Here is a 26289-nt window from a genome sequence, read left to right on the forward strand (position 1 = left end):
TCGCCGGCGGAGGCGGGCAGCGGCCGATGATGGCGCGTTCACGGCCGGATGAGTTCGCAGAAGCGGTCCAGGGCGCGATCGGCGCGTTGGCGGTCCCCGGTGTTCGCGAGGTCGAACAGGAGGCCCCGGATCACGGCCATGACCAGCGTGGGAGTGGCGGTGTCGTCAGGGCCGGTGGTGATGTCGCGGAACGTGGCGCCGAGGGTGTCGAACCAGCCCGTGATCGCCTCGGCCCGGTCCGGGTAGTTCTCGGGGTGGACGAGGCCGTCGGCGTGCACCTCGAAGAACAGCCGGACGAACGGGGCGCGCTCCGGTGCGCTCATCCACGCCCAGATGCCGCGCAGTCGTTCCTCCGGGGAGCCCGCCGCTGCCGGGAGGTTCGCGGCCAGCCGTGTCGCACCGCGGCGGCGGGCCTCGGCAAGGACGGCAGCCACCAACTCCTGCTTGCTGCCGAAGTCGTAGAGCAGCATCCGCGGACTGGTGTCGAGAGCCGCAGCCAGCGGCCGCAGGCTCAACCCGGCCAGGCCGTGCGCCAGTACGTAGTCGGTCGCCCGGGCCAGCGTGGCCTCCCGTCGAGCGGGGTCCGGCGGTCGTCCCACGGTGAATCATCCTCTCGATCCTGCCGGTCTGAGTCCGCGTCAGTATATGGTACGACTGTTTCAATAACGGGAGGGAGACAGTCGTGCACTCACTCGATCGGGCACTCGCACTGGGTGCGGGAGGCCCCGTCGGTGCGGCCTGGACGGCCGGACTGGCCTGTGGACTGCGCCGCGGCGGGGTGGATCTCGGCGAGGCCGATCTGATCGTCGGCACGTCGACCGGCGCGATCATCGGCGCAGTGCTGGCCACCGGTCAGGATCCCGGTCGGCTCGCCACGCCGGTGCGCCCCGCCGGCTCCGCCGGCACCCCGCCCCAGGTCGACGGGCGCCGGCTCGGCGAGGCGTTCGCGGTGCTGGGAGCTGCGGCCTCCGACCCGGCCGAGGCGCGGCGCCGAGTGGGCCGGATCGCGCTCGCCGCCGAGACCGGCCCCGAGCAGGCGCACATCGCCCGGATGCGCGCGCTGGCCGGCGTGGACCACTGGCCGGACCGGAGGCTGCTCATCACCGCGCTGGACACCGAGACCGGCGAGCAGGAGGTCTTCGACCGCACGAGCGGCGCACCGCTGCCCGCCGCCGTGGCGGCGAGCACGGCCTTCCCGGGCGTCTATCCGCCGATCACCATCGGCGCCCGCCGGTACATGGACGGCTCCCTGCGGTCGGCGACCAACGCCGGACTCGCGGCCGGAGCCCGCACGCTCGTCGTGATCGACCCGCAGGCGCACCTGTTCCCCCGCGAGTTGCTCGACCGGGAACTGGAGGTCGCCGCGGCGCACACGGTGGTGACCGTCGAGCCCGATCCGGCCGCGGTGCGTGCCTTCGGTCCGGACCTCGGCGACCGCACGGCCTGGGAACCGGCCTACCGGGCGGGTCTTCGCCAAGCCCCTGACGCCGCAGCGCAACTCCGGCTCGCCTGGAAGCCCGGATCCGACACGGACTGAGCGCCGCCCGACCTGCAGCAGCCGACACGGCAGGCGACCCCCACGCCCGGGCGCGGGGATCGCCACGTTCCGTGCGCCGGCCCGTGACCGGTGCGGGGGGCACCTGCGGACCGGGTGCGGACCGGCTCCTCGGACCCGCGCGGGAGCACCCTGCCTCCGATCCCGCGCCGCGGGTCGGCGATGGCCGCTGAGCTCGCCGGCACGTTCGTTCACACGGATGCCCGCGCCTTCGCCGCTCTCCGGGCGTCCGTGCCGATCGTGCCGAGGCCCCGAGCCCGGCCGTCCGGAAGGCGGCGGGCTGGTCCACCCCCGCCGGCACCGTCCATGAGCGGAGTCGTCCGCCCGTTCGCCGGCAGTGGGGCGGGCCGCGGTCTCGTACTAGATCCGGGGAGGCCGCACGATCGCAGCCGGGCGTGCGGCCGGGCCGTCCCTCGCCCCGGGCGAGGGGCGGCCGCTTCGTCGAAGCCGTCTGCCGTCCGGGCTCGCCTGCCGGGAGCGGAGGCGCATCAGCGGGTCGACGTCCTGCGCCGCACTACTGGGAGGGCAGGGACCGGGTGAAATCCTCGATCGCGAGGGCGAGTTCGCCGGAGTAGGCGGCCTGGGGGAGCGGAGGGGCCGGGATGAGGCGGACCAGCGTCGAACAGGTCGCCAGCAGGGCGGCCACGCGGGCTCGTTCGGACGAGCGGCGGGCCTTCCGGAGTGCGGTTCCGGCACGGCGGGCCGCACCGGGACGGTGCGAGGGGAGCTCGGCGACCGCGGTGAGGTCCGACCCGAGATGCGGGGGTGCGATCAGGACGAGGCCGGACACGCGGTCCGGATGGTCGGCCGCGTAGCGCAGCGCCGCAGCGGCGGCGGTCGAGTGCGCCACCAGGACGGGGCGCGTCCTCGCCGGCGCGAGCAGCTCGGCCAGCCAGTGGTGGTCCGGGGCGGTGGCCCGGGAGGACCGGCCGAGTCCGGGCAGGTCGGGGGCCAGGGCCGGTCCCGTGAGCTCGGCGGCGACCGTTCGCCAGGCATCCGCATCGGTGCCGGCCCCGTGGAGGAGGACGTGGCGGGGGGCCCCGCGGTCCCCGAGGAGGTAGCTGCGGCTCCCGGCGACGGTGGCGAAGCCGATCGCGGCGAGGGGCGCCGCGGAGTCGGTGCCGGCGGTGGAGCCGTCGCCCGCCCCGAAGCCGTCGGCCGCCAGTCGGGCGGCCCAGCGCTGCAACAGGGGCAGGACGGGCGGGTGGTGGAGTCCCGCGGCGTCGGCGAGGCGGTCGGCGGACGTCGTGTCGTAGGTGTCCTCGGAGAGGAAGGTGAGGGTCTCGGGATCGGAGCCGGTGAGTGCACGCGGCAGCCGTCGGACCAGGCCGACCGGGACCAGCCGGCGGGGCGCCGGCACCCCGAGGTGGTCTGCGACCACGGCGACCAGTTCGGTCAGCGGCGGGGTGGACGGATCGAGCACGGTGTGGGCATGGGCGGGGCCGTGGTCGTGCTCCGGGACGGCGGCGAGGAAGCGGGCGAGGTGGTCGACCGCGACCACCGGCAGGAAGGTGCGCGCCGTGCCGGGCAGCAACGGCAGCCGGCCGTGCCAGAGTTGGCGGACCAGCTCGGCCAGGCCGAGGTACTGCCCGGCCTCGCCGGTCACGGAGTGGCCGACCACACTGCTCGGGTTCACCGTGGTGAGCGGCACGCCGAGTCGGGGGGCCTCGACGCGGACGGCGGAGTCGCCCAACTGCTTCGACGCCTCGTACGCGCCGAGGCGGGCGTAGAGCGCGTCGGTCTCGGCGGCCGGGAGCGGATGGCGCGGTGTGAGGTCCCGGCCGACCCGGTAGCCGGAGAGGTGGACCAGCCGGCGGAGCCCCGATCGCGTCGCCGCCCAGTGGAGGACGTGGAGGGCGCCGTCGACGTTGGCGGCGTGCGCCTCGGCGCGGGGGAGGCCGAACTCGTAGCGGGCGGCGAGGTTGTGCACGTCGCGGACGTGGGCGAGCCGGGTGTCGTCCTCGGGCGACAGGCCCAGGCCGGGGTGGGTGAGGTCGGCGGCGACGGTGGTCAGCGGTGTGTCGTCCACTCCGTGCGCGCGGAGCCAGCGGCGCAGCTCCTGGTCCTTGGGCGTGCCGCGCCCCCCGCGGACGGCGGCGGCCACGGGTTCGCCCCGGCCGAGGAGTTCGAGGATCAGCCAGCGGCCGATGAAGCCGGTGGCGCCGAGGACGAGCGTGCGGGGCGGGCGCGGCGGTGAGGCGGGGGTGGCGGTGGGGCTGGTGCCCGGGCTGGTGGTCATGGCAGGGGATCCTTATCTGTAGACCGGTCTGCATATTTTTGGGAGCTGCGTGAGCTGCGTGAGCGGCGGAGGGGTGGACGGGTGGCTAGGGTGCCGTCGGCCGAGGCGTTGTCTGTGGACCGATCGGCGTGTTCGCGAGTCGCCGGTCGGTCGAGTCCGCCGGACGGCTCGTCAGACGGGAGCGGTGACGTGCGGTGGGCCGCATCGCGGCGGGCCTTCGCGCGTCACCGTTTCGGTTCCCTGGCCTTGAGCAACGAGGCAACGGCGTACCGGGCATCGTCCAGGGGGCGGCGACTGCGCCGCACGCGGGCCAGCAGGACCGCCCCCTCCAGCAGGGCGAGTGCCTGGCCGGACGTGGTCTCGGCCTCGGCGGGGCCGAAGCCCTGGGCGGCCAGGCGCTCGGTGATGACCTGCTGCCAGCTGTTGTAGACCTCGGCGCAGGTGCGGCGCAGCGCCTCGTTGCTGCCGGCCACCTCCAGGCCGACGGTCGCGATCGGGCAGCCCTTGGTGTAGTCCGACGCTTCCAGACGGGCGGTGAAGAGCTCGGTGAGCTGCCCGATGATGGTGGCGGCGTCCGTGCCCTCGCGGGCCAGCGACCTGAGCAGTTCCTCGATCTCCTGGCCCGCCTGGACGAGCGCGGCGGCGACCAGTTGGTCCTTGCCCTCGGGGAAGTGGAAGTAGAGCGAGCCGCGCGGCGCCCCGCTCTCGGTGACGATCTGGTTGAGGCCGGTACCGAAGTAGCCCTGCGCCTCGATCAGGTTGCGCGTGCCGGCCACCAGCCGGGCGCGGGTCTCCTCGCCCTTGACTCCCATGCCGGAAACAGTAGACCGGTCTGCATATTTCTGTCCACCTGTTTCCGCCGGGGGAGCGGCTTCCCGGGCTCCGGGGGGAACCCTGATCTACTGCGTGCCGTCGAATCGGACTCCAAAGGGAGGACCGTGCGCGTGTTGACGGGCTACTCGGTTCGGCGGCCGCCGTGTCCGGGACAGTCGCGAAGGAGTCGTAGCCCGCAGTGGCGGCGTCCGCCCGCAGCCGCCGCCACGGCAGATCGACGACGTGCGAGGGGCCGCGTTCACGCGCCTCCGCGCGTTCGGCTTCACGGGCCTCGGCCTGGTTCTCCGGTCCTTCACGCCCCCAGTCCGACCGGCCCCGTCAGGCCGGCGCGTCGGGTGCCCCGCCTGTGGCTCCGGTCCGGGCCGGTGCCGCCGTTACGGCAGGCGGGTGGATTGCCGGACCACGGCGCGCGGCGGCGGCCGGGGCCGTCCCGGGCCGTCGAATACTCGCGCCGTGAGGCGGACGGCGGCGTGTCGGATCGGGGCCGCGCCGCCCGGACGAGGGAGGACGGACACCTTGATGCATCGTCACGGCCCGGTCCGGTGGATGGCCACCGGGGCGAATCGGAGTGCGGCCCGGCCGGGGGTGCGCGTCGCGGCGCCGTTGCTGGCGGGCCTGTTGTTGAGCGGCCCGCTGCTCGCCGGGTGCACCTCGGCGGCCGCCACCGACCCCGCGGCCGCGCCCACCCCGAGCCCCGCGTCCACCCCGTCCGGCACGGTGGCGACCGCCCCGCCGCCGCAGCCGCCACCCCAGTTGACGCAGGAGCAGGTCTCCGCCGCGGTGGGCCGGATCGACGGCTACGTGCAGGACGCCATGGCGAAGACGGGCGTCCCGGGGCTGGCCCTCGCCGTCGTGTACCGGGACAAGGTGGTCCACGCGAAGGGGTTCGGCGTCCGCGAGCTCGGCAAGCAGGAGCCCGTGGGCCCGGACACCGTCTTCCAGCTCGCCTCGGTGTCCAAGCCGATCGCCTCGACGGTGGTCGCCGGGGCGATCGGTCAGAAGGCGGTGAAGTGGGACGACCCGATCTCCGTCCACGACCCGGGCTTCGCGCTGTCCGACCCCTGGGTGAGCAGCCACGTGACGATCGCCGACCTCTTCTCGCACCGCAGCGGCCTGCCGGACCACGCGGGTGACCTGCTGGCGGACCTCGGCTACCAGCGCGACTACATCCTGCAGCACCTGCGGGACCAGCCGCTCGCGCCGTTCCGGGCGAGCTACGCCTACACCAACTACGGCCTGACCGAGGCGGCCGTGGCCGTGGCCAAGGCCAAGGGGGCGGCCTGGGAGGACCTGGCGGCGGAAGTCCTCTACAAGCCGTTGGGGATGAGCTCCACGAGTTCGCTGCGCTCCGCCTACGACGGCGCGGCGAACAAGGCGGTGCCGCACGTCCGGACCGACACCGGCTGGCAGGTCAGCGCCACCGAGAACCCGGACCCGCAGTCCCCGGCCGGCGGGGTGAGCTCCAACGTGCAGGACCTCGGCCGGTGGATGCGGCTGCAGCTGGCCGACGGCACGTTCGAGGGCCGGCAGATCGTGGACGCGGCGGGCCTGAACGAGACCCGGGTGCCGCAGATCGTCTCCAACCCGCCGATGGCGCCGGCGGGCAACGCCGGCTTCTACGGCCTCGGCTGGAACGTCAGCTACGACCCCGAGGGGCGGCTGCGGCTGAACCACTCCGGCGCCTTCGAACTGGGCGCGGCGACCGTGGTGACGCTGCTGCCGTCCGAGCAGATGGGGATCGTCGTGCTGACCAACGGTCAGCCGATCGGCGTGGCGGAGGCGGTGGCCCAGGAGTTCCTGGACCTCGCCCAGAACGGCCGGGAGACGGTCGACTGGCTGGGCTTCTTCGGCAAGGTCGTCCCCGCCGCGGCACTGGAGGGCGTCTCGCCGACCGACTACGCCGAGCCGCCGGCCGGCGCGGCCCCGGCCGGGCCGGACGCCGCCTACGTCGGGACGTACGGCAACGGCTACTACGGGCCGCTGACCGTGAGCGCCCGGGACGGCGGGCTGGTGATGAGCCTGGGGCCGGACGACCTGGAGTTCCCGCTCCAGCACTACGACGGCGACGTCTTCAGCTTCCGGACCAAGGGGGAGAACGCCGTCGGCCTGTCCGGAGTGACGTTCACCGTGGGCGCCGACGGTCGGGCCTCGGCCGTGGTGGTCGAGCAGCTCAACCACGAGGGACTGGGGACCTTCACCCGCAGCTGACCGGCGCCGGACCGGGCCCCGAGCTGCGGCCGCGAGGAACCGGAGCCGTGCCCTTCGGCGGGCCCGGGTCCTTGTGTGATTGGCTGCTTCCGTGATCGACAAGCAGTCCGGCGCAGCCCGTCGACCTGAGCGATGCCTCGTCCGGCGGCGGGAACCCTCGGACCTGGACGCGTGCGTTCGCGTGCTCGGTGCAGTCCACGGCAGTGACGGCTATCCGGTGAACTGGCCGGACGATCCGGTCGGGTGGCTGGCTCAGCCGTCCCTGCTGGAGGCCCGGGTCGCCGAGCGCGAGGGCGAGGTGGTGGGCCACGTCGCCCTCTGCCGGAGCACTCCGGGGGACCTGGCACCGGGCGAGTGGAGCCGCCGTTCGGGCCTTCCCGGCGAAGCGACGGCGGTGGTCAGCCGCCTGTACGTGTCGCCGGCGGCGCGTGGCCACGGCATCGGCGCCCTGCTGCTCGGCGAAGCCGTACGCGCGGCACGGCTCCACGGTCTGCACCCCGTCCTGGACGTGCTGGCCTCCGACTCGGCCGCGGTGGAGCTGTACCACCGCGAGGGCTGGAGCCTGCTGGCCGCTGTGGAGGAGGAGTGGAGCCCGCTCCAGAGGGTCACCGTCCTGTGCTACGCGGCGCCGGCGGACGCCGCCCCGTCCTGCCGACCTCCTGGCAACCGGTCGGTGCCCGCGTCGCCCGTCCGCCCCGGGAATCCGGCGGATCCCCCGTGCACCCGCTGAACGGAGGGGGAGGGTGGTCCTCGGCGCCGCACGGCGGGCCCCCGGCGGACGGTAGGGTTCACCCTGCCCGGTGACGGGCACAACCCGCTGAACGACCGGGGGCCGAAGGCACCGGGGCAGCGTCCGGGGGCACGTGCGGACCGCCTCCGGGAGGCCGGCCGACCGTGGGACGAGGATGGGGCGACACAAGCAGGGCATGGAACCGGACGCGGAACCGGACGCCGGACTGGTCGGGCGCCGGCGCGAGACCGAGCGGCTGGCGGCCGCCCTGGAGCGGGCCGCGGGCGGTGCCGGCGGCTCGGCCGTGCTGCTGCGGGGCGAGGCGGGTATCGGCAAGAGCGCGCTGCTCGACTGGGCCGCGCGGCGGGCCGGCGAGCGCGGGTTCACCGTGCTGCGGGCGGTCGGTGCCGAGGCCGAGCGGGAGTTCGCCTTCGGTGCGCTCCACCAGGCGGCCTGGCCCCTGCTGCAGGCCTCCCGCGCTCTCACCGAGTACCAGCGGGACGCCCTGGAGTGCGCCCTCGGTGTCCGCGCCGGCACCCCGCCGAGCGGCTTCGCCGTCGGGGCCGCCGCCCTCGCGCTGCTCGCCGAGGCGGCGCAGGCCGGTCCGCTGCTGCTCCTCCTCGACGACCTGCACTGGATCGACTCGTCCAGCGCCGCCGTGTTCGCCTTCCTCCAACGGCGCTGCGCCGAGCTGCCGTTGGTGATCGCCGGCGCCGGCCGTCCGGACGGCGCGGCGGCCGAGGCCTGGCCCGTCGAACCGGTCGAGGTCGGGGAGCTGTCCCGGCCGGACGCCGCCGCCCTGCTGCTGCGGAACTGCCCGGAGCTGGCCGCCACCACCGCGGACCGGGTGCTGGACGAGGCGGCCGGCAACCCGCTGGCCCTGGTGGAGCTGCCGCGCCAGTTGCGCGGCGAGGAGCAGCGCGGGCTCACGCCGCTGCCCGACCGGCTGCCGCTCGGCCGACGGCTGGAGCGGATGTTCGCCGAGCGGCTGGGCGCACTGACGCCCGAGGCCGGCCGGGTCCTGCTGCTGGCCGCCCTGGCCACGGGAACGGACGCCGACGGCGGGGTCTGGCTGCGCGACGTCGCCGGAGCGGGGACCGAGGTGGCCCTGGCCCGGATCGAGGCCGAGGGCCTGGCCGGGCTCGACCCGGCCGGGCGGCTGGTCTTCCGCCACCCGCTGGTCCGCGCCGCCGTGATCTCCACGGCGCCGGAGTCCGCGCGGCGTGCCGCCCACCGCGCACTGGCCGGCCGGCTGGCCCCGGACGACCCGCGCGGACTCGTCCACGAGGCGTCCGCCGCGCTGCTCCCGGACGAGGGGCTGGCGGCCCGGCTCCAGGACGCCGGCGGCCGCCTCGCCCGCCGCGGCGGCGAGGCGGAGGGCGCGCTGCTGCTGGAGCGCGCCGCCGCGCTCAGCGCCGACCCGGCCGCCCGGGCCCGCCGGCTGACCTGGGCCGCCGTCATGGCGGCCCGCGGCGGGCGGCTGCGGCACACCGCAGCCCTGGTTGAGGAGGTGCAGCGGGCGCCGGTGCCGCCGGACATCGCCCCGCTGTTGGCGTACGCGGTGGTGTACGTGGACCAGAGCCACCGGGTCGACTTCGAGTCCTCCGCCGCCCTGCTGCCGGCGGCGCTCGACGCGCTGACCGCACCCGGCGCCGAGACCTTCGGCGGTCTGGTCGACCAGGTCTACTTCAAACTGCTGCTGGCCGCCACGTACACCGGCGACGCCCGGGCCTGGCAGGCGCTGGAGCGGCACCGGGCGAACGTCTCGGCGCCCGGCCGGCTCTGCCACCGGGCCTGGTCCGACCCGGCCCGGACCGCCCACGGCGTGGCCGAGGAGTTGCGGGCGATGGCCGACGGGCTGAGAGAGGAGCAGGAGGCGGGCACCGCCTGGCTGCTGCTCTGGACGGCGACCGCGGCCGACACCGCCGACTGCGAGCTGTGGCGGCGCTTCACCGGGTTGCACGGCTACGCCACCCAGGGCTCGGTGGCGAAGGCCAAGGCCTACCAGGACTTCCTGCGCGGCCGCTGGGAGCTGGCCCGGGTCTGCCTGCGGGAGGCCGAGGTGGCGGACGAGCTCGGCTACCACTGCAACGCGCTGATGTTCCGGCACTACTACGCGCACTTCCTGGCCGGCCGGGGAGACGAGGAGGGGCTGCGCGAGATCGAGCGGCTCGTCCGGCCGGCGGCGGCCCGCGCCCGGATGCGCTTCGTCCTGGACCGGCTGACCCACCTGCGGGGCCTCGCCGCCCTCGCCCACGGCCGCTTCGAGCAGGCGTACGCACACTTCGCCGACCTCACCCCGCCCGGCCGGCTGCCCCGGGGCCTGCCCTGGTTCCACCCGCTCTTCTTCGACCTGGTGGAGGCCGCGGTGCACACCGGGCGGCGGCACGAGGCCAGGGCCCACGTCGCGGCCGGGCGGGACGCGCGGGCCGGCGAGATCTCGGGTCACCACGCCTTCCTGCTGGCCGCGGCCGCCGCGGTGGCCGCGGACGACGACGAGGCCGAGGCCGCCTACCGGGCGGCGTACGCGGTGCCGGGGGCCGAGCAGTGGGTGTTCGAGCTGGCCCGGTTGCGGCTGGCGCACGGCTCCTGGCTGCGCCGCCGCCACCGGGCCGAGGCCCGCGAGGCGCTGCGCGCCGCGCACCACACCTTCCGCCGGCTCGGGGCCGGCCCCTGGGCGGACCGCTGCGAGGAGGAGTTGCGGGCGGCCGGCGGCCCGGTCGGCGACGAGCCGGCCGCAGCGGCGGCGGCCGGCTCGGCGGTGTCGGCGCCAACGGCCGCCGCGCTGACCGGCCAGGAGCTGCGGATCGCCCGGCTCGCCGCGACGGGCCTGAGCAACAAGGAGATCGGTCTGCGGCTCGGGCTGTCCCACCGCACCGTCGCGGCGCACCTCTACAAGATCTTCCCGAAGCTCGGCATCGCCTCGCGGGCCGCACTCGCGCGCGCCCTCGGCGAAGGCTGAGGGCGGCGCGGAGGCCTGCCTCATCCCCGCCCCGCCGCCCTGCTCGCCGCCCCGTGCTGTCCGTGCACCCGGGCTTGACTCCGCGCGCACACTCCCAGGTCGGGCGCAGAGCGGCAGTCAAATGACCTAGAGGACGCCGCCGCCCCCGGACGAGGCTTGTCGGGTAAGGCCTCGGCCGGAAAGGGGCAGGTCAGGTGAGTGTGGTGTGGACGACGGCTTCCGTCCCGGACGGCGAGAAGGCGGCGTTCTGGGGCGAGGCCGTCTCGCGGACGCTGGCACCGGTGGAGGTGGTGCCGCACGCCGACCGGCCGTTCGACGGCCGCCTGTCGTCGCACCGGCTGGGCTACGTGCAGGTGTCCACGATCGAGGCGGACGCCGCCCGGCTCTCCCGCACGGCCGGCCTGGTCGCCCGCTCCGCCGAGGCAGGGGCGGAGGCACAGCTGGGGGTGGGTGTGCAGGAGTCCGGCCGCGCCGTGCTGGTGCAGGACGGACGCCGGGCGGAGGTCGGGCAGGGCGGTCTGGTGGTCTACGACACCGCGCGGCCCTACTCCATCGACTACCCGGAGCGCTTCCGCGCCCACGTGTTCCAGGTGCCGCGCCGGCTGCTCGGGGTCTCCGAGCGCGAGGCCCGGCAGGTGGCCGGCAGTGCGCTCACCGCCGACCAGGGCTTCGGCGCCGTCCTGCTGCCGTTCCTCGGCACCCTCGCCGACTCCGCGCACGCCTACCCCGCGTCCGCCGGCGACCGGCTGGCGGGCAGCGTCGCGGACCTGCTCATCACCCTGATCGCCCAGCTCAGCGGGCCCGCGGCCACCGAGCAGCCCGGCGCCAACGCACACCTCGTCGGCAGGATCCGCGAGCACATCGACCGGAACCTCGGTGACCCGGAACTCTCCCCCGAGGGCATCGCCCGGGCGCACCGGATCTCGGTGCGCTACCTGCACCGGATCTTCGAGGGGGAGGGTGTCACGGTGGGGCGGCTGGTCCAGCAGCGCCGGCTCGAGGAGTGCGCCCGGGAGCTGTCCCGGCGCGGGCGCGCCGTGCCGACGGTGTCGGCGGTCGCCCAGCGCTGGGGCTTCGTCAACCCGGCGCACTTCAGCCGGGCCTTCCGCGCCGCGTACGGGGTCTCCCCGCGCGAGTGGCGCGCCCTCCGGGCCGCCGACGGCGCCTGACCTCGGGCCCGGGAGGGCCTGACGCGGCCGCACACCGGCCCGCGGTGTGCACCGTCGGGCAGACCGTGGTTCCCGCTCGGTACGGTGGCGGCCACCTGCACGCCTAGGTTGGGCGGGGTGCCCGCGCGGGCTCGGCGAGCCCCGCCCGGGGCACGGCCCGGGGCGTGCGCTCCCACCCGACCGACCCCGGGGGCCGCCGGCGCGGAGCCGTGGGGCGAAGACCCGCCGAGCGGGGACCGTGGGGCACGGGGCCAACCGGGTCGGGCCGTCGGACCGAGGACGACCACCGTGGAATCCGGCCGACCGGCCGCTACGCCAGGAGACAAGCGTGTCCGACACCACCCCCTCATCCGAGCGGCGCCCGGCCCTCGAACCCTCGGTCCGGGCGTTCCTCGACGCCCTCGCCGGCCGCCCGGCTCCGGCGGGTTGGCCGCCCGGGGCCTCCGACCGCACGGCGACGAACGCCTGGGGCCGCGAGCGCGGCGAACCGGGCGAGGGGCCCGCCGACCTGTTGGCGGACCTGGCCGAGACCCGGCTGGACGATGCCTCGGACACCACCGCCGAATGGCTCGCCCTGCCCGGCGGACCGACCGGGCGGGTGCGGGTCCAGGTGGTCAGACCGGCCGGCGCCGCCGAGCCCGTCCCCGTGGTGCTCTTCCTGCACGGCCTCGGCTGGGCGCTCGGCGACGCCGACTCGTACGGGCGGATCCTGCGGGAGTTCGCGGTGGGCGCGGACGCCGCCGTGGTCTTCGTCGACTACGACCGGGCGCCCGGGGCGCGCTACCCCGTCGCCGTCGAGCAGTGCTGGGCGGTGGCCCGGTGGATCCGCGACCACGGCCGCGAACTCGGCCTGGACGGGGAGCGGATGGCCGTCGCGGGGGACTCCTCGGGTGCCAACCTGGTGGCCGCCGTCACGCTGCTCGCCCGCCGGCACGGACCGGTGCCGCTGCTCCACCAGGTCCTGATCTGCCCGGTGACCGACGCGGACTTCGACACCCCCTCCTACCGCGAGTACGCCGAGGGGTACCTCCTGCACCGCGAGGACATGCGCCGGTACTGGGACGCCTACCTGCCCGACCTCGCCCGCCGCCACGAGGCCACCGCCGCCCCGCTGCGCGCCTCCCTGGACCAACTGGCGGGCCTGCCGCCGGCGCTGGTGATCACCGCCGAGGCGGACGTGCTGCGGGACGAGGGTGAGGCGTACGCCGCGCGGCTTCGGGCGGCCGGCGTCCCCGTGGTGGCCACCCGGTACCAGGGCGTCGTGCACGGCTTCGTCCTGCTCGACGCCTGCCGCCACGCCCCCACGGCCCGGGCCGCGCTGATCCAGGCGGTGGACACCCTGCACGTCGCCCTCCACCGCTGGCCCGGCTGAGAGGCCGCGCCGAAGCCGGGCCGGGGGCGGACGGAGGAGGCCGGGTCCTCTCAGGCCCCGTGTGAACGCGCCGTCCCCCGCGTCCGGCGCGGGGGACGGGCGGCGCCGGGGCGCGTCCGGGCACGCCGACGGCCGCCCGAACCGGGGGACGGTTCGGGCGGCCGTGGTCCGGGGAGCGGTTCAGCTGCCCGCGTGCTCGACGGTGCCGGGCCGGGCGGCCGGCGCGACCGCAGGGTCGGTCGGCGACCGCCGGTGCAGGACGAGCCTGGTCAGCAGACCGCTGCCCACGCCGGCGACCAGAGCGGCGCCGGACCACCAGAGCGGATACGGCGTCAGGCCGATCGCGTGGTCGGCCGACCACGCCCCCGGCCCGGTCGCGGCCAGGGCGGCGGCGGTCACGACGAGGACCAGCGGGTACTCGTAGCCGTCGTTCTGGACCCAGAGGCCGTGCGGCCGCTTGACGGTCAGCGCCACGGTCATGACGCCGATCGCGCCGGTGGCGGCGAGCGGGGTGAGCAGGCCCGCGGCGAGCAGCAGGCCGGAGCCGATCTGCCCGGCCCCGGCGGCGAGCGCGGTGGCCCACCCGCCGCGGAAGCCGTCGCCGCGGAACTCACGGGTGCCGCCTTCGAGCCCCTGGCCGCCGAGGTGGAAGCTCACCTTCTGGACCCCGTGGCCGGCGATCAGCAGGCCGGCGACGACGCGCAGGACGAACAGGCCGAGGTTCATCGCCGCCCCCGCTCGGGGCGGGGGATCCGGTGGCGCACCGGCTCAGCCCGCCGCGTGGGCGCCGAGGATGCTCTGCGCGTACACCACACCGAGCCCGTAGGAGCCGGCGTGCTCCTTCACGATCTCCATCACGGCGCCGTAGCTCTCCTGGCGGGCCCAGTCGCGCTGGAGCTCCAGCAGCACCTGCACCCAGGTGACCGGTACGGCGCCGGCGGCGGTCATCCGCTGGAGGGCGTGCTCGTGGGCGGCCGGGCTGACGCCGCCGGAGGCGTCGGCCACGACGTAGACCTCGTAGCCCTGGCCGAGGGCGGACAGGGCGGGCAGGACGAGGCAGACCTCGGTCCAGAGGCCGGACAGTACGATCTTGGTGCGGCCGGTTGCCTTGATCGCCTCGACGACGGCGGCGTCCTCCCAGGCGTTCATGCTGGTCCGGTCGAGGACCTCGTGCTTGGGGAACACCTCGGCCAGCTGCGGCAGGAGGGGGCCGGAGAACGACTCGGCGGCCACCGTGGTGAGCACCACGGGCACGTCGAAGGCGCGGGCGGCCTTGGCGAGGCCGACGGTGCTGTTGATGATCGCGGTGCGGTCGCCGCTGCCCACGCCGAAGAACATCTGCGGCTGGTGGTCGACGAAGAGCATCACGGCGTTGTCGGGAGTCAGCAGGTCGGGGCTGGGCGCGGCCTTGACCTGGGTGAAGTCCATCACGGGGGAGTCCTTTCACAGCGGGTCCCCGCACTCGCAGCGGGGCGAGGCGGAGGGGGAGGATGACGGCGGCGGGCCGGGCCGCGCGCCGGAGACGGCTCGGAAGGTCCTTCGACCGTCTCGGCGTCCGGCGCGGACTTCCCTGCCGCGTCGCAGAGTTGACGTTAGGCGAGGGTTCAGGTGCGTTCTGTTCCCATCGCGCCCCGCCGCTGTCCCCGCACTGCATGCCGCCGCCTGGGGCGTTCTGTCGTCGTGGCCGCCGTCGTCGTCGCCGTCGCCGGGAGGTGGAGTTCTTCCTGCTGTTCTTCCTGGTGGCCGCAGGACCGGCAGGGTGTGATGGAGGAGGAAGAGGGGCCGTACCGCGTCCCGTCCCCACTCCCCCCGACCTCACCCGACCGACCGTCCGGGCCCGCCCCGCCGGTCGTCGCAGGAGTAATGAGATGCCTCCCGTTGCCACCGCCGGCGAGACCGCCGTCGAAACCGTCACCGCGACTGCGCCCGCGACTGCCGCTGTCACTGCAGCCGCCACGACCCTCTCCACCACCGCGCTGCCGACGCCGGACCGTGCCGAGTACTGGCACGAGGCGGTCGCGCAGACGTTCATCCCGCTGGACGTCAGGCTGCTCGAACCCGCGCCCTCCGTCGGGACCATCACCAGCCACCGCCTCGGCGCCCTGCAGGTCTCGCTCGTCCAGGCCGGCCCGCAGCGCGTCGTCCGCAGCGGCAGCCTGATCGCCCGGGGCGGCGAGGACCACGTCACCCTGGCCCTCCAGCACCGCGGCACGGCCCGACTCGTCCAGGACGGCCGTCAGGTGCTGTTGCGGCCGGGAACGTTCGCCGTCTCCGACGCCGGGCGTCCGTTCAGCAAGGAGCTGACCGAGCCGTTCTCCTTCACCGCCTTCCACTGGCCGCGGGCGGCCGTCGGGGTCTCCGACGAGGAACTGCGGGAGCTCACCGCGACGGACTTCGGGGCGGAGGGAGGCACCGCCGCGCTGGTCGCCGCCCACCTGGGCCGGCTGGCCCGGGCGGTGGGTGCGCTGGATCCTCAGGCCGCGGTCCGGCTGGCCGCGACCGCGCTGGACCTGCTCGCCGTCCTCGCCCAGGAACGCCGGGGCCGGCCGCCCGGCGCGGAGCCCTCCGAGGCGGCCCTCGCCCTGCTCGCCCGGATCAAGGACCACATCCTGCGCCGCCTGGGCGATCCGGGGCTGGACCCGGAGCAGATCGCGGCCGCCCACCACCTGTCGGTGCGGTACCTGCACAAGCTGTTCCAGTGCGAGGGCATCACCGTGGGCCGCTGGATCCAGCGGCAGCGCCTCGCCATGTGCCGGCGCGACCTGGCCCGTCCGACCGTGCGCCCCGTCACGGTGGCGGCGGTCGCCGGGCGGTGGGGGTTCGTCAGCGCCAGCCACTTCAGCCGTTCGTTCCGGGCGGCCTACGGGGTCTCCCCACGGGAGTGGCAGGCCGGCGCCCGCGTCGCGGCCGGGGCCCGCACCGTGGACGTGCGGATCCCGGCACCGCGCCGGTCGGACGCGGGGGCCACCGCGGTGCCGGCGTGACGGCCGGGTACGTCGCGGGCCGCGGTCGGCGGCCCGTCGCCGGACCGTCCCCGGACCGCTGACGGGCCGGGGACGGCCCGCTCGGGGTCAGGCCCGGCAGCGCAGCATGGTCAGCGCCGGGTTGGAGGTGAAGTCCTCCCAGAACTCCTCGCCGAACTCGCGCACGCCGGCGGCGGAGATCTCCAGCGGCACCCAGGTGACGTCGCTGAACCCGGCCGCCCGCAGGCACTTCTCGTAGACCTCGCGGCCGGGCGGGTTGGCGACGAAGGAGATCGGCGGGTCGAGGAGCGCGGTGATCCGCACGCGCGGCCCGATCTCGGTCTCCTCGCCGAGCGATTCGCACAGGAAGCCGTACTTCGCCAGGGACGGCCCGTCGAAGCGGTAGTCCGGGTGCTGTACGAAGGCGAAGAGCTCGGCCCCGTCCGCCAGGCTGCGGTGGATCCTGCGGCACATCCGCTCGATCGTGGCGACGTCCTCGGCGTAGTTGAACGCCTGGACGGCGATCGCGAGGTCGAAGGGCTGCTCGAAGGCGCGCAGCTCGGCGACGTCGCCCACGTCGTACTGCACGCCCAGCGGGTCGCTCTCCTCCAGAGCCCGGGCGGCGTCGACCATCGCGGAGGAGATGTCGACGCCGAGGACGCGGGAAGCGCCGCGGCGCTTGAGCTCCCGGCTGTAGAAGCCGGTTCCGGAGGCCACGTCGAGGACCGACCTGCCCGTCACGTCACCGACGAGGGCGAGGAATCCGGCCACCTCCCCGTAGCGCGCGAGCGGGAGGTTCTTGAAGCCCTCGAACGCCTCGCCGATCTCGTCGTACAGCTGACCACTCATCGGGTCGTCCCCCTCTGTTCGTTGGCGTCGGCCTCCGGAACGGGCCGCGGCCCCTGGCCGGAAGTCTCCCTGCCGCCGGAGGGGGCGGCGTACTGGTGGAAACCCCAAAGATGCCGGGGCTTGAGCTCGTTCGCTCTTCGTGTTCGTATCGGACGGCCGGCGAGGAGACCCCGCTGCTCGCCTACCAGCCGGGCCGGTTCGTCCTCGGCAGGCGGGTCGGGCGGGCCGGGCGGGTCGGGCGGAGCCGGCTTCACCGCGACGTTGCGTGCCGGAACGGCTTTCTCCGCAGGCCCGTTGACGTCGTGGTTCACGGAGGCGGGTCGGCCATGGCGGCGTGACGTCAGGGCGCCGCACGCCCCGGCCGGGCTGATCGCCGGGTCGTCAGCTCCCCGTCGGGTCCGACCAGGCCTCCACCAGGGCGGTGGCCTCGGTGAGGCGGGCGGGGTCGTCGGCGGCCCCGGCGAAGGTCACGGCGTCGCGGGCGGCGGTCAGGGCCCGTGCGCGGTCGCCGAGCGCGTCGAGGGCCTTGGCCTGGCCGAGGGCGGCGATGCCCTGGAGCAACGGCACGCCGACGCGGGCGCCGATGCGGCGTGCCTCCGTGTAGGAGCCCTGGGCGTCCCGTGCGCGGCCGAGGTCCAGCTGGGCCTTGCCCCGCTGGGCGAGCGCGTTGGTCATGGTGAAGTCGGTGATGTGCGGGGCGGGAGCGGTGGCCGGGTCGGTGAGCAGGGCGATGATGGTGTCGGCCGTCCCGATGGCGCCCTCGGCGTCGCCCTGTTGCTGTTGGGCGGCGGCCAGCGCCAGGAGGGCCTGCGGCCGGCCCTCGTGGTCGCCGGCCACGGCGAAGAGCTCGGCCGCCCGGCGGGCCCGGTCGGCGGCCGCGTCGAGGATGTTCAGACGGTTCCCGGCGGCGGCCGCGTAGAAGTGGGCCCACGCCTCCTGGGCGGCGTCGCCGCCGCGGCGGGCGAGCTCGGCGGCCTGCTCGGCGACGGTCAGCGACTCGCCGGGCTGCCGCAGGCAGTACAGCAGCGCCCATGCCAGGTAGTTGGCGTGGGTCGCCTCCAGGGTGTCGTCGCCGAGAGCGCGGGCGCAGGCGCGGGCGAGGCCGAACACGGTGTGCCAGTGGCCCCAGTTGGTCCAGCGGTCGGAGAACCAGTGCATGGACTCGGCGGTCTGCACCACCTCGGCGTGCCGGCCGGCGGCCGCTGCTCCGTGCAGCGCGGCCAGCCAGTTGGCGCTCTCCGTCTCCAGCCACCCCTGTGCTGCCCGCGCCGTCGCGAACGGGGCCGCGCCGGCGGGAGGCGGGTCCGGCTGGAACCACTGGCCGGCGGCCGAGGCCGTGTCGAGCAGCCAGCCGTACAGCGCCGCCTCGGCGCTGCTCCGTTCCTCGGGCGACTCCTCCTCCTGCAGCCGCTCGCGTGCGTAGAGGCGGATCAGATCGTGGAACAGCAGCCGGTCGGCGGAGGTTCGGCCGAGCAGGCCCAGCTCCAGCAGCTCGTCCAGCATCTCCTCCACCCGGCCGAGGTCGAGCCCGGTGAGGGCGGCGCCCAGCCCGGCGTCGAAGTGGGGTCCGGGAACGAGCGCCAGCCGGCGGAACAGCCGCCGCAGCGGCCCGGGCAACTGCGCGTAGGAGAGGCCGAAGGCGGAGCGGATCCGCAGGTCGCCGGCGGCGAGCCGCTGCAGGCGCAGGTCCTCGTCGCCCAGGCGCTCGGCGAGGTGGTGCACGCTCCACCCCGGCCGGCTCAGCAGCCGGTGGCCGGCGATGCGCAGGGCCAGCGGCAGATGGCCGCAGAGGTCGGCGATGAGCGCCAGCGCCGCCGGGTCCGGCCCGGCCCCGGTGTCCGGTGAGGTGCCGTCACCCGGGGTGCCGTCCCACCGGGCGTCGTCCTGCTGGGCGAGGATCGCCCCGAGCAGGGCGGTGGCGGCATCGGCGGGCAGCGGTTCGAGGAGCAGCCGCCGTGCGTGCTCGATGCCGGTGAGCGTGCGCCGGCTGGTGACCCAGGCGGCGCCCGCGCCGGCGCCCGGCAGCAGGGCCCGCACCTGGCCCTCGTGGGCGGCGTTGTCCAGGACGACGAGGGCGTTCCGCTCCCGCATCATCCGGCGGTAGAGGACCTGGCGCTCGTCGGTCTCGACCGGGAGGTCCCGCTCGCGCACGCCCAGTGCGCGCAGCAGCCGGGCCAGGGCGTCGTGCGGGGTGACGGGTTCGGTGTCCAGCCCGCGCAGGTCGACGAAGAAGCAGCCGTCCCGGAACCGGTCGGCGAGCCGGGCCGCGGTGTGCACGGCCAGGGCGGTCTTGCCCAGGCCCGGGGCGCCGGAGACGATCGAGACCGGCAGGCGCCCCGGCTCGTCGGCGCTGCGGGCGAGCCAGGCGGCCTCGGCCGGGCGGCCGGTGAAGTCCGGGACGGCGGGCGGCAGGTCGCAGAGGCCGGGCGGGGTCGGCCGCTCGTGCCGGCGGCGGCCCGCCCGGGCGGCGCCGAGCAGGGCTGCGGTGCCGGCGGGGGAGAGCGCCAGTGCGCCGGCCAGGGCCTCGACCGTACGGGCCTGCGGACCCCGGCTGCGGCCGCGCTCCATGTCGCCGATGGCACGGGCGCTGACGCCGGATCCCTCCGCGAGCTCCTCCAGCGTCAGCCCGGCCGCGCGGCGGTGTGCGCGCAGCATCGGCCCCAGCTCCTGGGACTCGTCGTGGTGCATGTGTCCGCCCCCCGTTTGTTGAATGATCATCATAACGGGGGAATGTGTCGAATGTTCCCTGCCTCGGCCGGCGCCCGTGAGCGCGGCGGGGCGGAGTGCCGGGTACGAACCCGGGGTGCGACCAGGAAGCTGCTCGGGCACCGGGAAGGGGCTGACCGTCCCCCGGCCCCCGGCCGGCCGGTCGGTCGGCAGGTATGGACGGAGACCCCCGTCTCCGTCCCGGGGGAGCCGTCGGGTCCGGCGGCGACCGGGTCGGCAGGGCCGGTCGCCCGGTCGCGCGCGCGACTGCGGCCCGCCGCACGGGGCGACGGGCCGCAGGGGAGGATCCGGGGGCGGGAGGTCAGGCGACCGAGACGGCGCTCCAGGCGGCCGCGACCGTCTTGTACTCGGTGCTGTTCAGCCCGTAGAGGTCCTTGGCGGCGTTCAGGGACGCGGTGCGGGCGCCCTTGTAGTCCGTGGTGGACGTCATGTAGACGGTCAGCGCGCGGTACCAGATCTTGGCGACCTTCTGGTTTCCGATGCCGGTCACCGTGGAGCCGTCGCAGGTCGGGCTGTCGTAGGTGAAGCCGTTGATGGTCCGGCTGCCGCTGCCCTCGCTGGCCAGGAAGAACCAGTGGTTGCCGACGCCCGAGGAGTTGTGCACGTCGAGCCGGCCGACCTTGCGGGTCCAGCAGTCGGCGGAACGGCCGTCGAGCGAGGGCTTGTCCATCCGGCGCAGCCACGGCGGGGTGGACTGGTCGCTGAACAGGTAGTCCGGCTTGTCGACCGCGTTGTTGGCGTACCACTCGACCATGGTGCCGAAGATGTCGCTGGTGGCCTCGTTGAGGCCGCCGGACTCGCCGCTGTAGCGCAGGTTGGCGGTGGCGCTGGTGACGCCGTGGGTCATCTCGTGGCCCATGGTGTCGAGGTCGACCTGCTCGGGGTCGGTCACGCCGTCGCCGTCGCCGGTCATCATGCAGAAGCAGTTGTCCGACCACTGGGCGTTGTCCCAGTTGGTGCCGACGTGGACGAAGACCGTGGCGCCCTTGCCGTCGTTCTTGATGCCGTTGCGGCCGAAGGTGTTCTTGTAGTAGTCGTACGTCCAGGCGGTGTTGGCATGGGCGTCGACGGCCGCGGTGGAGCGGTCGGTGGAGAACTTCCTGCCGTCGCCCCAGACGTTGTCGGCGTCGGTGAACAGCGTGCCCGAGTTCGCGTTGAGCGAGTTGGCCGAGACGTTGTGGGCGTCCTTGGTGACGGTCCCGCGCACCGGGTCGATCAGCGCGTAGCCACCGGACTGCGGGGTGGTGTCGATGGTGACGTCGCCGGTGTACTCGGAGTGGCCGGTGCCGCTGGCCTGGTGCTCGGAGTCGTAGGTCTCGATCTGCCCGCCGGTGGTGGCGTCGGTGACGACGACCTTGCCGGCCGGCTGGCCGTGCTCACCGACGCCGGCGACGGTGGTCTTCCAGGCGAGCCGGGGCGTGCCGTCGGCGGCCCAGACGACCAGCTCGGGCGAGCTGGTGGCGGAGTTGATGCTCGGCGCGGCCTGGAGCGCCTGGCGGGCGCTCGCCTGCGCCGGGACCTTCGGGACGGTCGACTTCACGGCGGCGTCGTGCGCGGCCGCGCGGGTGGAGTCCTTGATCCGGCCGCGGGCGTCCTGGTGTACGACCAGGTCGCCGCCGACGACGGGCAGGCCGAGGTAGGTGCGGTCGAAGCGGACGTGCTGGGTGCCGTCGGCGTCGACGATGACGTCCTTGACCTGGAGGTCCTGGCCGTCGCCGAAGCCGAACACGCCGGCGTTGCGGGCCACGTTGGCGCGGGCCTGGGCGATCGCCGCGTCACGGCCGGTGGGGGCGGCGTTCGCGGTGCCGGCCTGGAAGGTGGCGGCGACGAGGGCGGCGGTGGCCGCTATGGCTCCGGCCGCGAGGTGGCGGCGGTGAGAGGAGGTGGGGCTCACTCTGACTCCAGTCGGGGTAGCTGCAGGGAAAGAGCTGCGTCAGAGATTGACGGTGCGCCGCCAACCCCGGCTAGGTGCTGAGTCAGATCTTGACCATTTCGTGTCCTTTCATGATCGAAACTGATCGAGTGTGAATTCTCACTGTGAAAGCCGCTGTTGAAGCACTGAAAGCCGGTGTGAACGACGGTGTGATGGCTGTTGCGAGCGGACGCCCCGAGGAGCACTCCATGACGACCCGGTACACCTGGCGCGTGGGGGACGTGGCCGGGCCCGTCGGATTGCGGCCGGTCGGCCGGGTCGGATAGGAAGCTCGCATGCTACGAGGCGAGAAGGTCGGGCTGCGGGCCCGGCACGACGAGGACGTCCCGATCCTGCGGACCGAGCTCTACGACGACGTGGTCAACTCCTCGCGGGCCGAGAGCGGACCGTGGCGGCCGATCGCGCCCGGCTCGAAGGACCCGCGGCTCGTGGCGGACGACACCGCGGAGGGGCACGTCCCGTTCTCCGTGGTGGAGTTGGACGGCGGGACGCTGGTCGGTACCGCGACGCTCTGGGGCATCGACAACCACCACCGGTCCGCGCACATCGGGCTGGGGATGCTGCCGACCTCCCGCGGCAAGGGCTACGGCACCGACGTGGTCGCGGTGCTGTGCCACTACGGCTTCGTCGTGCGCGGCCTGCAGCGGCTGCAGATCGAGACGCTGGCGGACAACGTCGCGATGCTGCGCTCCGCCGAGCGCAACGGCTTCGTCCGCGAGGGCGTGCTGCGCTCCTCGGCCTGGGTGATGGGCGAGTTCCTGGACGAGGTGGTCCTCGGACTCCTCGCCCGCGACTGGAAGCCCGAGCCGAAGGCCTAGGCCGCCGCTCGGGGTGCTCGCCGAGCCGACCGGCCCCGCCGGGGTCCGATGCACGGAACGGCTCGGTGTTCGGCCGTCTCAGGCCCCCGGCCGTCCCGGAGAACGTAGGCTCGTCGGATGGACGGATGGGTGGAGGCCTGGACGGGCGGGTTGCGGGCGGTGCACCTGGGGAACGTGGCCGACTTCAACGAGCAGTTCTTCGGCGCCGCCATGGACGACGCCCAGCGGGCGCGGCGGCTGCGCCAGGCGCACCACTACGCCTGCATGGCGACCTGCTACAGCCCCGAGCCCGCCCTGGTCGTACTGCCGGCCGAGGTCGAACCGGCCTGGGTGGCCTGGCTGGCGCGGGAGTTGGCGTGGGAACCCGTCGAGCTGTACGGCGGGATCGCGCCGGACGGGACCCTGGCGCAGGCGCTTGCCGCCCGCCCGGCGCTGGCCGAGCGGATCGCGGGGTGCGGCCGCCCGGTCCTGCCCTGGGGCCGCACCGCCGCCCAGGGGGAGGGGCCCGCACTGGCGGCGGTGCGGCGCTACGAGTCGAAGGCGGCCACGAACGCGCTCTTCGCCGAACTGGCCCCCGCCCACCCGGGAGTCGCGGTGCCGCGCCAGGAACAGCCCGACACGCCGCGGCGCGCCGCCCGCAGGCTGACCGCCCGGGCGGTCCGGGGCCTGACCACGGTGGTGAAGAGCCCGCACGGCGTCGGCGGCTACGGGACCGCCGTGGTGACGCCGCAGGAACTGTTCGCAGCCGGTGGCGGCGGCGCGCTGCTGCGCCGGCTGGCCCGTGCCGAGGTGCTGGCCGGGGACGGCGGACTGCTGCTGGAGGAGTACGTCGACGGCGGCCGGGCCGACCGCCTGCGTGACCTCACCTTCGACGCGGTGATCGGCCCGGACGGGCGCGTGCACCCCGTCGGGGTGGGCGAGATGGCCGTCGACGGCACGTGCTACCAGGGTGTGACGGTCGGTCCGGGCGTGGTGCCGCCGGGCGTGGCGGCCACGGCCGGACGGTTCGGGCTCGCGGTGGGCGAGCGCCTCGCCGCCGCGGGCCACCGGGGCTGGTTCGACGTCGACTTCGTCACCGACCGGGAACGCCGGCTCGCCCCCACCGAGGCCAACCTGCGGCTCACCGGCCCGGCGATCGCCTTCAACCTGCGCGCCCGGCTGGACCGGGTGCGCGGCCCCGGGCACGTGGTCCGCACGATCGACGGCCTGCGGCTCGGCGCCCGGCTCTCCCAGGAGGCGCTGTACGACCACCTGGACCGGCTCCGACCGCGCTGCGCCCGCCTCGGCGTCACCCTGCTGCCGCTGGTGGTGACGGCCGGCTACGAGCCGGAGCCGGCCGTCGGCCTGGCGCTCGCCGCCCGCTGTGCCGGGGCGGGCGAGGCACTGGAGGCCCTGGACGCCGCCGAGGCGCTGGTCGCCGCGGCCGGTCGGTCGCTGGGGCGGATGTTCGCTGCGCTGCGCTGACCGGCCGGCCAGCCGGCTGGCCGGCCGTCGCGTCGGTCGGCCGTAGCGTCGGTCGGGCCGTCACTTCCGCCCCGCGGACGGTCGCTTCCGCCCGGTGGGCGGTCGCCAGACCAGGAACCGGACCACGATCGCGGCCGCGATCATCAGCGCGATGTTGAACACCGAGACCAGCAGCGCCTGTCGCGGCCAGTCCGTCGACGGGCTGGTCCGGTAGAGGTTGTCCTGCGGCCACCAGGAGGCCAGCAGCCAGAACACCGAGACGTGCGCGGCGAGGGAGAGCCCGAGCGGGCGCCCGAGCCGGGCGACGGCCCGGGCGCCCGCCAGGAGCCAGGCCACCCCCAGGCCGAACGAGAACCACTCGAAGAGGTGGAGGATGCGGAACCACCCGGCGTAGGGCCCGGGCACGGCCGAGACGTCCGTGGAGCCCGGCCAGAGGCCGTAGGTGAGCAGCCAGGCGACCACGGCGACCGGCAGGGCCACCAGGAGCCAGCCGCAGCCCGTGAGCGGCGCGTCCTCGCCCGGCTTCCCGACACCGGCCTTGCCCCCGCCCCGGCCGGCCTTGCCGCGCAGCGACGCGGAGCCGTCCGTCGGCGCGGCCCCGCCCAGCGACGCGGAGAAGGAGAAGTAGTCGCGCGGCGCCGGCAGCGGCAGGGCGGTGCGGTCCAGCTTCCCGGCCCGGGTGCGGGGGAGCGCGGGCAGGGCCACGACGGCGGCGGGCGCCTCCCCGGCCGGCAGCTCCTCGGCCAGCAGGGCGGTGAGCGACCAGGTGTCCGGCTCTCCGGCGCCGGGTGCCGTCACCGCGTAGCCCACCAGGGCGCGCCGCCCCGGCTCCGGTTCGACCTCGGCGACGGCGGCCTCCCGCACCGCCGGGTGGGAGCGCAGCAGCCCCTCGGCCCGCGCGGCCTCGGTGACCCGCCGGAGCACCGCGGCGGCCCGGACGCGCTCGGTCGGGCCGACCACGCCTTCGGCGCGGGCGGTGAACTCCAGCACGCCGTCCTCGCGGATCCGTCCGAGGTCGCCGGTCAGCAGGACCCGCATGTCCGGGTCGAAGGCCGCCGGCACGAAGCGCCGCTCCGTCTCCTCGGGCCGGTTGACGTACCCGCGGCCCAGGCCCGGGCCGGCCACGGCGATCTCGCCGACCTCCCCGGGCGGCGCCGGGGAGCCCTCCGGGCCGAGCACGTAGACCCGCGCACCGGGGAAGGGCCGGCCGACCAGCGAGACCCGTTCGCTGCCCTCGCCGCCCGTCGCGCCGGCGGCGTCGAAGTAGGTGCTGTCGACGGACGCCTCCGCGAGCCCGTAGACGTTGAGCACCCGGGTGCCGGCGCCGAGCAGCCGTTGCAGGCCCAGCTGCTCGTCCAGGTACCACTTCTCCGCCCCGACCGTGAGCAGCCGCACGCCCGGCAGGGATTCCCCGGCGGCCGCCAGGTGGTCGTACAGGCGGCGTGCCGTGCGGACGTTGAGCTCCAGGACGGTGATCCGCTCGGCGGCCACCAGGGCGGGCAGATCGGCGATGTCGGCGGTGCGGTCGAGGGTGAGGTTGCGCGGCGTGACCACCAGGGTGGCGCCGGTGCAGAGTGCCCGTACCCAGTCGGCGGTGAAGACGTCGAACTCCAGGCTCGCCGTCTGCAGGACCCGGTCGGCGGGGCGCAGCCCGTACACCTCGCGCCAGCCCCGGTGGGCGGCCAGCAGGTTGCGGTGCTCGATCAGCGCGCCCCGGGGCAGGCCGGTCGAACCGGAGGTGAAGAAGAGGCAGGCGAGGTCGTCCGGCCCGGTGGTGACCGGCGGCGGACCGGCGGGCAGCGCCGCGATCGCTTCCGCCGCCGAGTCCAGGCAGACCACCGCCCGCCCGCCGGTGTCCGTCAGCCGCACCCGGTGCGCCTCCTCGGTCACCACCAGTACCGGATCGGCCTCCGCCAGCACGTGGCGCAGCAGCGCGTCCGGTGCGCCCGGCTCCAGAGGCACGTACGCGCCGCCCGCCTTCAGCACCGCGAGCAGGGCGACGAACACCTCGGTGCCCCGGCCGAGCGCCACGGCCGCCCGGCGGCCCGGCTCCAGCCCCAGCGCGACCAGGTGGTGGGCCAGCCGGTCCGCCCGCTCGTCCAGCTCACCGTACGTCAGTTCCCGGGCGCCGCACCGGACGGCGACCGTCCCCGGCGACTGCCGGGCCTGCTCCTCGAACCGTCCGTGCAGCGTGCCGGTCCGCCCTGCCGGTTCCGCGTCCCACCCCATCCGTCCATCCCCCTTCGTACCGTGCTTCCCTCCGATCCTGCCGCCAACTGCGGCCCGGCGACAGGGGCGTACGGCGTACCCGGCCGTTCGCGCCCCCACCGATCGGCCCCGTCGAGTGGGGCTCCCGTCGATCGGGCCCCTGCCGGTCGGCGTTCACCGTGCGCCCGCCGGCCGGCGTCCACGCCTCGGACCGCACCGGCCGCCGCCCCGCCGACGGTTGTACTCTGCACGCGGAGG

General features: G+C 75.4%; 18 protein-coding genes. 9 read left to right on the plus strand and 9 right to left on the minus strand.

Annotation, left to right across the window (positions count from 1 at the left end):
* Window positions 1–38 precede the first annotated feature (38 nt).
* On the minus strand, window positions 39–599 hold the full coding sequence (locus ACF9IK_RS33075; RefSeq protein ID WP_395297746.1) for a TetR family transcriptional regulator: 561 nt from the start codon (window positions 597–599) through the stop codon (window positions 39–41).
* An 83-nt stretch (window positions 600–682) separates the two neighbouring features.
* On the opposite strand from ACF9IK_RS33075, the gene ACF9IK_RS33080 reads away from it, so the two are divergent.
* The gene (locus ACF9IK_RS33080; protein WP_395297747.1) at window positions 683–1537 is read left to right on the plus strand and encodes a patatin-like phospholipase family protein; all 855 of its coding nucleotides are present in this window, start codon (window positions 683–685) and stop codon (window positions 1535–1537) included.
* A 532-nt stretch (window positions 1538–2069) separates the two neighbouring features.
* Here ACF9IK_RS33080 and ACF9IK_RS33085 read toward each other — a convergent pair.
* Window positions 2070–3794, minus strand: coding sequence for an alpha/beta fold hydrolase (locus tag ACF9IK_RS33085; RefSeq protein WP_395297748.1), 1725 nt, complete (start codon window positions 3792–3794; stop codon window positions 2070–2072).
* Between the two features lie 224 nt (window positions 3795–4018).
* Entirely contained in the window at window positions 4019–4606 is a 588-nt protein-coding gene (locus tag ACF9IK_RS33090; RefSeq protein WP_395297749.1) for a TetR/AcrR family transcriptional regulator, read from the minus strand.
* A gap of 541 nt (window positions 4607–5147) precedes the next feature.
* On the opposite strand from ACF9IK_RS33090, the gene ACF9IK_RS33095 reads away from it, so the two are divergent.
* The 5 genes from ACF9IK_RS33095 to ACF9IK_RS33115 all read left to right on the plus strand — a co-directional run bounded on the left by ACF9IK_RS33095 (window position 5148) and on the right by ACF9IK_RS33115 (window position 13069).
* On the plus strand, window positions 5148–6836 hold the full coding sequence (locus tag ACF9IK_RS33095; protein WP_395298751.1) for a serine hydrolase: 1689 nt from the start codon (window positions 5148–5150) through the stop codon (window positions 6834–6836).
* A 181-nt stretch (window positions 6837–7017) separates the two neighbouring features.
* The gene (locus tag ACF9IK_RS33100) at window positions 7018–7566 is read left to right on the plus strand and encodes a GNAT family N-acetyltransferase (RefSeq protein WP_395297750.1); all 549 of its coding nucleotides are present in this window, start codon (window positions 7018–7020) and stop codon (window positions 7564–7566) included.
* Between the two features lie 196 nt (window positions 7567–7762).
* The gene (locus ACF9IK_RS33105) at window positions 7763–10528 is read left to right on the plus strand and encodes a BREX system ATP-binding domain-containing protein (protein ID WP_395297751.1); all 2766 of its coding nucleotides are present in this window, start codon (window positions 7763–7765) and stop codon (window positions 10526–10528) included.
* A gap of 194 nt (window positions 10529–10722) precedes the next feature.
* A complete protein-coding gene (locus ACF9IK_RS33110; protein WP_395297752.1) occupies window positions 10723–11697 on the plus strand; it encodes a helix-turn-helix domain-containing protein in 975 nt (324 codons plus the stop codon).
* 328 nt (window positions 11698–12025) lie between these two features.
* Window positions 12026–13069 (plus strand): alpha/beta hydrolase fold domain-containing protein, encoded by a 1044-nt coding sequence (locus tag ACF9IK_RS33115; protein ID WP_395297753.1) that lies wholly within the window; start codon window positions 12026–12028, stop codon window positions 13067–13069.
* A gap of 180 nt (window positions 13070–13249) precedes the next feature.
* Here the strand turns inward: ACF9IK_RS33115 and ACF9IK_RS33120 are convergent, their stop codons facing one another.
* Both ACF9IK_RS33120 and ACF9IK_RS33125 read right to left on the minus strand, forming a co-directional pair.
* Window positions 13250–13795 (minus strand): DoxX family protein, encoded by a 546-nt coding sequence (locus ACF9IK_RS33120; RefSeq protein WP_395297754.1) that lies wholly within the window; start codon window positions 13793–13795, stop codon window positions 13250–13252.
* A gap of 42 nt (window positions 13796–13837) precedes the next feature.
* A complete protein-coding gene (locus ACF9IK_RS33125; protein WP_395297755.1) occupies window positions 13838–14500 on the minus strand; it encodes a hydrolase in 663 nt (220 codons plus the stop codon).
* Window positions 14501–14937: 437 nt separating this feature from the next.
* Here ACF9IK_RS33125 and ACF9IK_RS33130 point away from each other — a divergent pair, with 437 nt between their 5' ends.
* Window positions 14938–16053: a helix-turn-helix domain-containing protein gene (locus ACF9IK_RS33130; RefSeq protein ID WP_395297756.1), complete on the plus strand. Its 1116-nt coding sequence runs from the start codon at window positions 14938–14940 to the stop codon at window positions 16051–16053.
* Between the two features lie 87 nt (window positions 16054–16140).
* Here the strand turns inward: ACF9IK_RS33130 and ACF9IK_RS33135 are convergent, their stop codons facing one another.
* The 3 genes from ACF9IK_RS33135 to ACF9IK_RS33145 form a co-directional block, all read right to left on the minus strand.
* A complete protein-coding gene (locus ACF9IK_RS33135; protein ID WP_395297757.1) occupies window positions 16141–16881 on the minus strand; it encodes a class I SAM-dependent methyltransferase in 741 nt (246 codons plus the stop codon).
* A gap of 381 nt (window positions 16882–17262) precedes the next feature.
* The gene (locus ACF9IK_RS33140; protein ID WP_395297758.1) at window positions 17263–19569 is read right to left on the minus strand and encodes a helix-turn-helix domain-containing protein; all 2307 of its coding nucleotides are present in this window, start codon (window positions 19567–19569) and stop codon (window positions 17263–17265) included.
* Between the two features lie 340 nt (window positions 19570–19909).
* Complete coding sequence (locus tag ACF9IK_RS33145; RefSeq protein WP_395297759.1) at window positions 19910–21502, minus strand: M4 family metallopeptidase; 1593 nt, start codon at window positions 21500–21502, stop codon at window positions 19910–19912.
* Between the two features lie 314 nt (window positions 21503–21816).
* On the opposite strand from ACF9IK_RS33145, the gene ACF9IK_RS33150 reads away from it, so the two are divergent.
* Window positions 21817–22359: a GNAT family N-acetyltransferase gene (locus tag ACF9IK_RS33150; RefSeq protein ID WP_395297760.1), complete on the plus strand. Its 543-nt coding sequence runs from the start codon at window positions 21817–21819 to the stop codon at window positions 22357–22359.
* 117 nt (window positions 22360–22476) lie between these two features.
* Window positions 22477–23823, plus strand: coding sequence for a hypothetical protein (locus ACF9IK_RS33155; RefSeq protein ID WP_395297761.1), 1347 nt, complete (start codon window positions 22477–22479; stop codon window positions 23821–23823).
* 60 nt (window positions 23824–23883) lie between these two features.
* Here the strand turns inward: ACF9IK_RS33155 and ACF9IK_RS33160 are convergent, their stop codons facing one another.
* A complete protein-coding gene (locus tag ACF9IK_RS33160; protein WP_395297762.1) occupies window positions 23884–26052 on the minus strand; it encodes an amino acid adenylation domain-containing protein in 2169 nt (722 codons plus the stop codon).
* Window positions 26053–26289: the final 237 nt, after the last annotated feature.

Source organism: Kitasatospora hibisci (genome assembly GCF_043950205.1).
GTDB classification, from domain to species: domain Bacteria; phylum Actinomycetota; class Actinomycetes; order Streptomycetales; family Streptomycetaceae; genus Kitasatospora; species Kitasatospora hibisci.

Bases quoted from the DNA above. Each gene is read 5' to 3' on its own strand.
- ACF9IK_RS33130 (WP_395297756.1), top strand. From the start codon at position 14,938: ATGCCTCCCGTTGCCACCGCCGGCGAGACCGCCGTCGAAACCGTCACC.
- ACF9IK_RS33085 (WP_395297748.1), bottom strand. From the start codon at position 3,794: ATGACCACCAGCCCGGGCACCAGCCCCACCGCCACCCCCGCCTCACCG.
- ACF9IK_RS33150 (WP_395297760.1), top strand. From the start codon at position 21,817: ATGCTACGAGGCGAGAAGGTCGGGCTGCGGGCCCGGCACGACGAGGAC.
- ACF9IK_RS33090 (WP_395297749.1), bottom strand. From the start codon at position 4,606: ATGGGAGTCAAGGGCGAGGAGACCCGCGCCCGGCTGGTGGCCGGCACG.
- ACF9IK_RS33155 (WP_395297761.1), top strand. From the start codon at position 22,477: ATGGACGGATGGGTGGAGGCCTGGACGGGCGGGTTGCGGGCGGTGCAC.
- ACF9IK_RS33140 (WP_395297758.1), bottom strand. From the start codon at position 19,569: ATGCACCACGACGAGTCCCAGGAGCTGGGGCCGATGCTGCGCGCACAC.
- ACF9IK_RS33095 (WP_395298751.1), top strand. From the start codon at position 5,148: ATGCATCGTCACGGCCCGGTCCGGTGGATGGCCACCGGGGCGAATCGG.
- ACF9IK_RS33105 (WP_395297751.1), top strand. From the start codon at position 7,763: ATGGAACCGGACGCGGAACCGGACGCCGGACTGGTCGGGCGCCGGCGC.
- ACF9IK_RS33135 (WP_395297757.1), bottom strand. From the start codon at position 16,881: ATGAGTGGTCAGCTGTACGACGAGATCGGCGAGGCGTTCGAGGGCTTC.
- ACF9IK_RS33120 (WP_395297754.1), bottom strand. From the start codon at position 13,795: ATGAACCTCGGCCTGTTCGTCCTGCGCGTCGTCGCCGGCCTGCTGATC.
- ACF9IK_RS33160 (WP_395297762.1), bottom strand. From the start codon at position 26,052: ATGGGGTGGGACGCGGAACCGGCAGGGCGGACCGGCACGCTGCACGGA.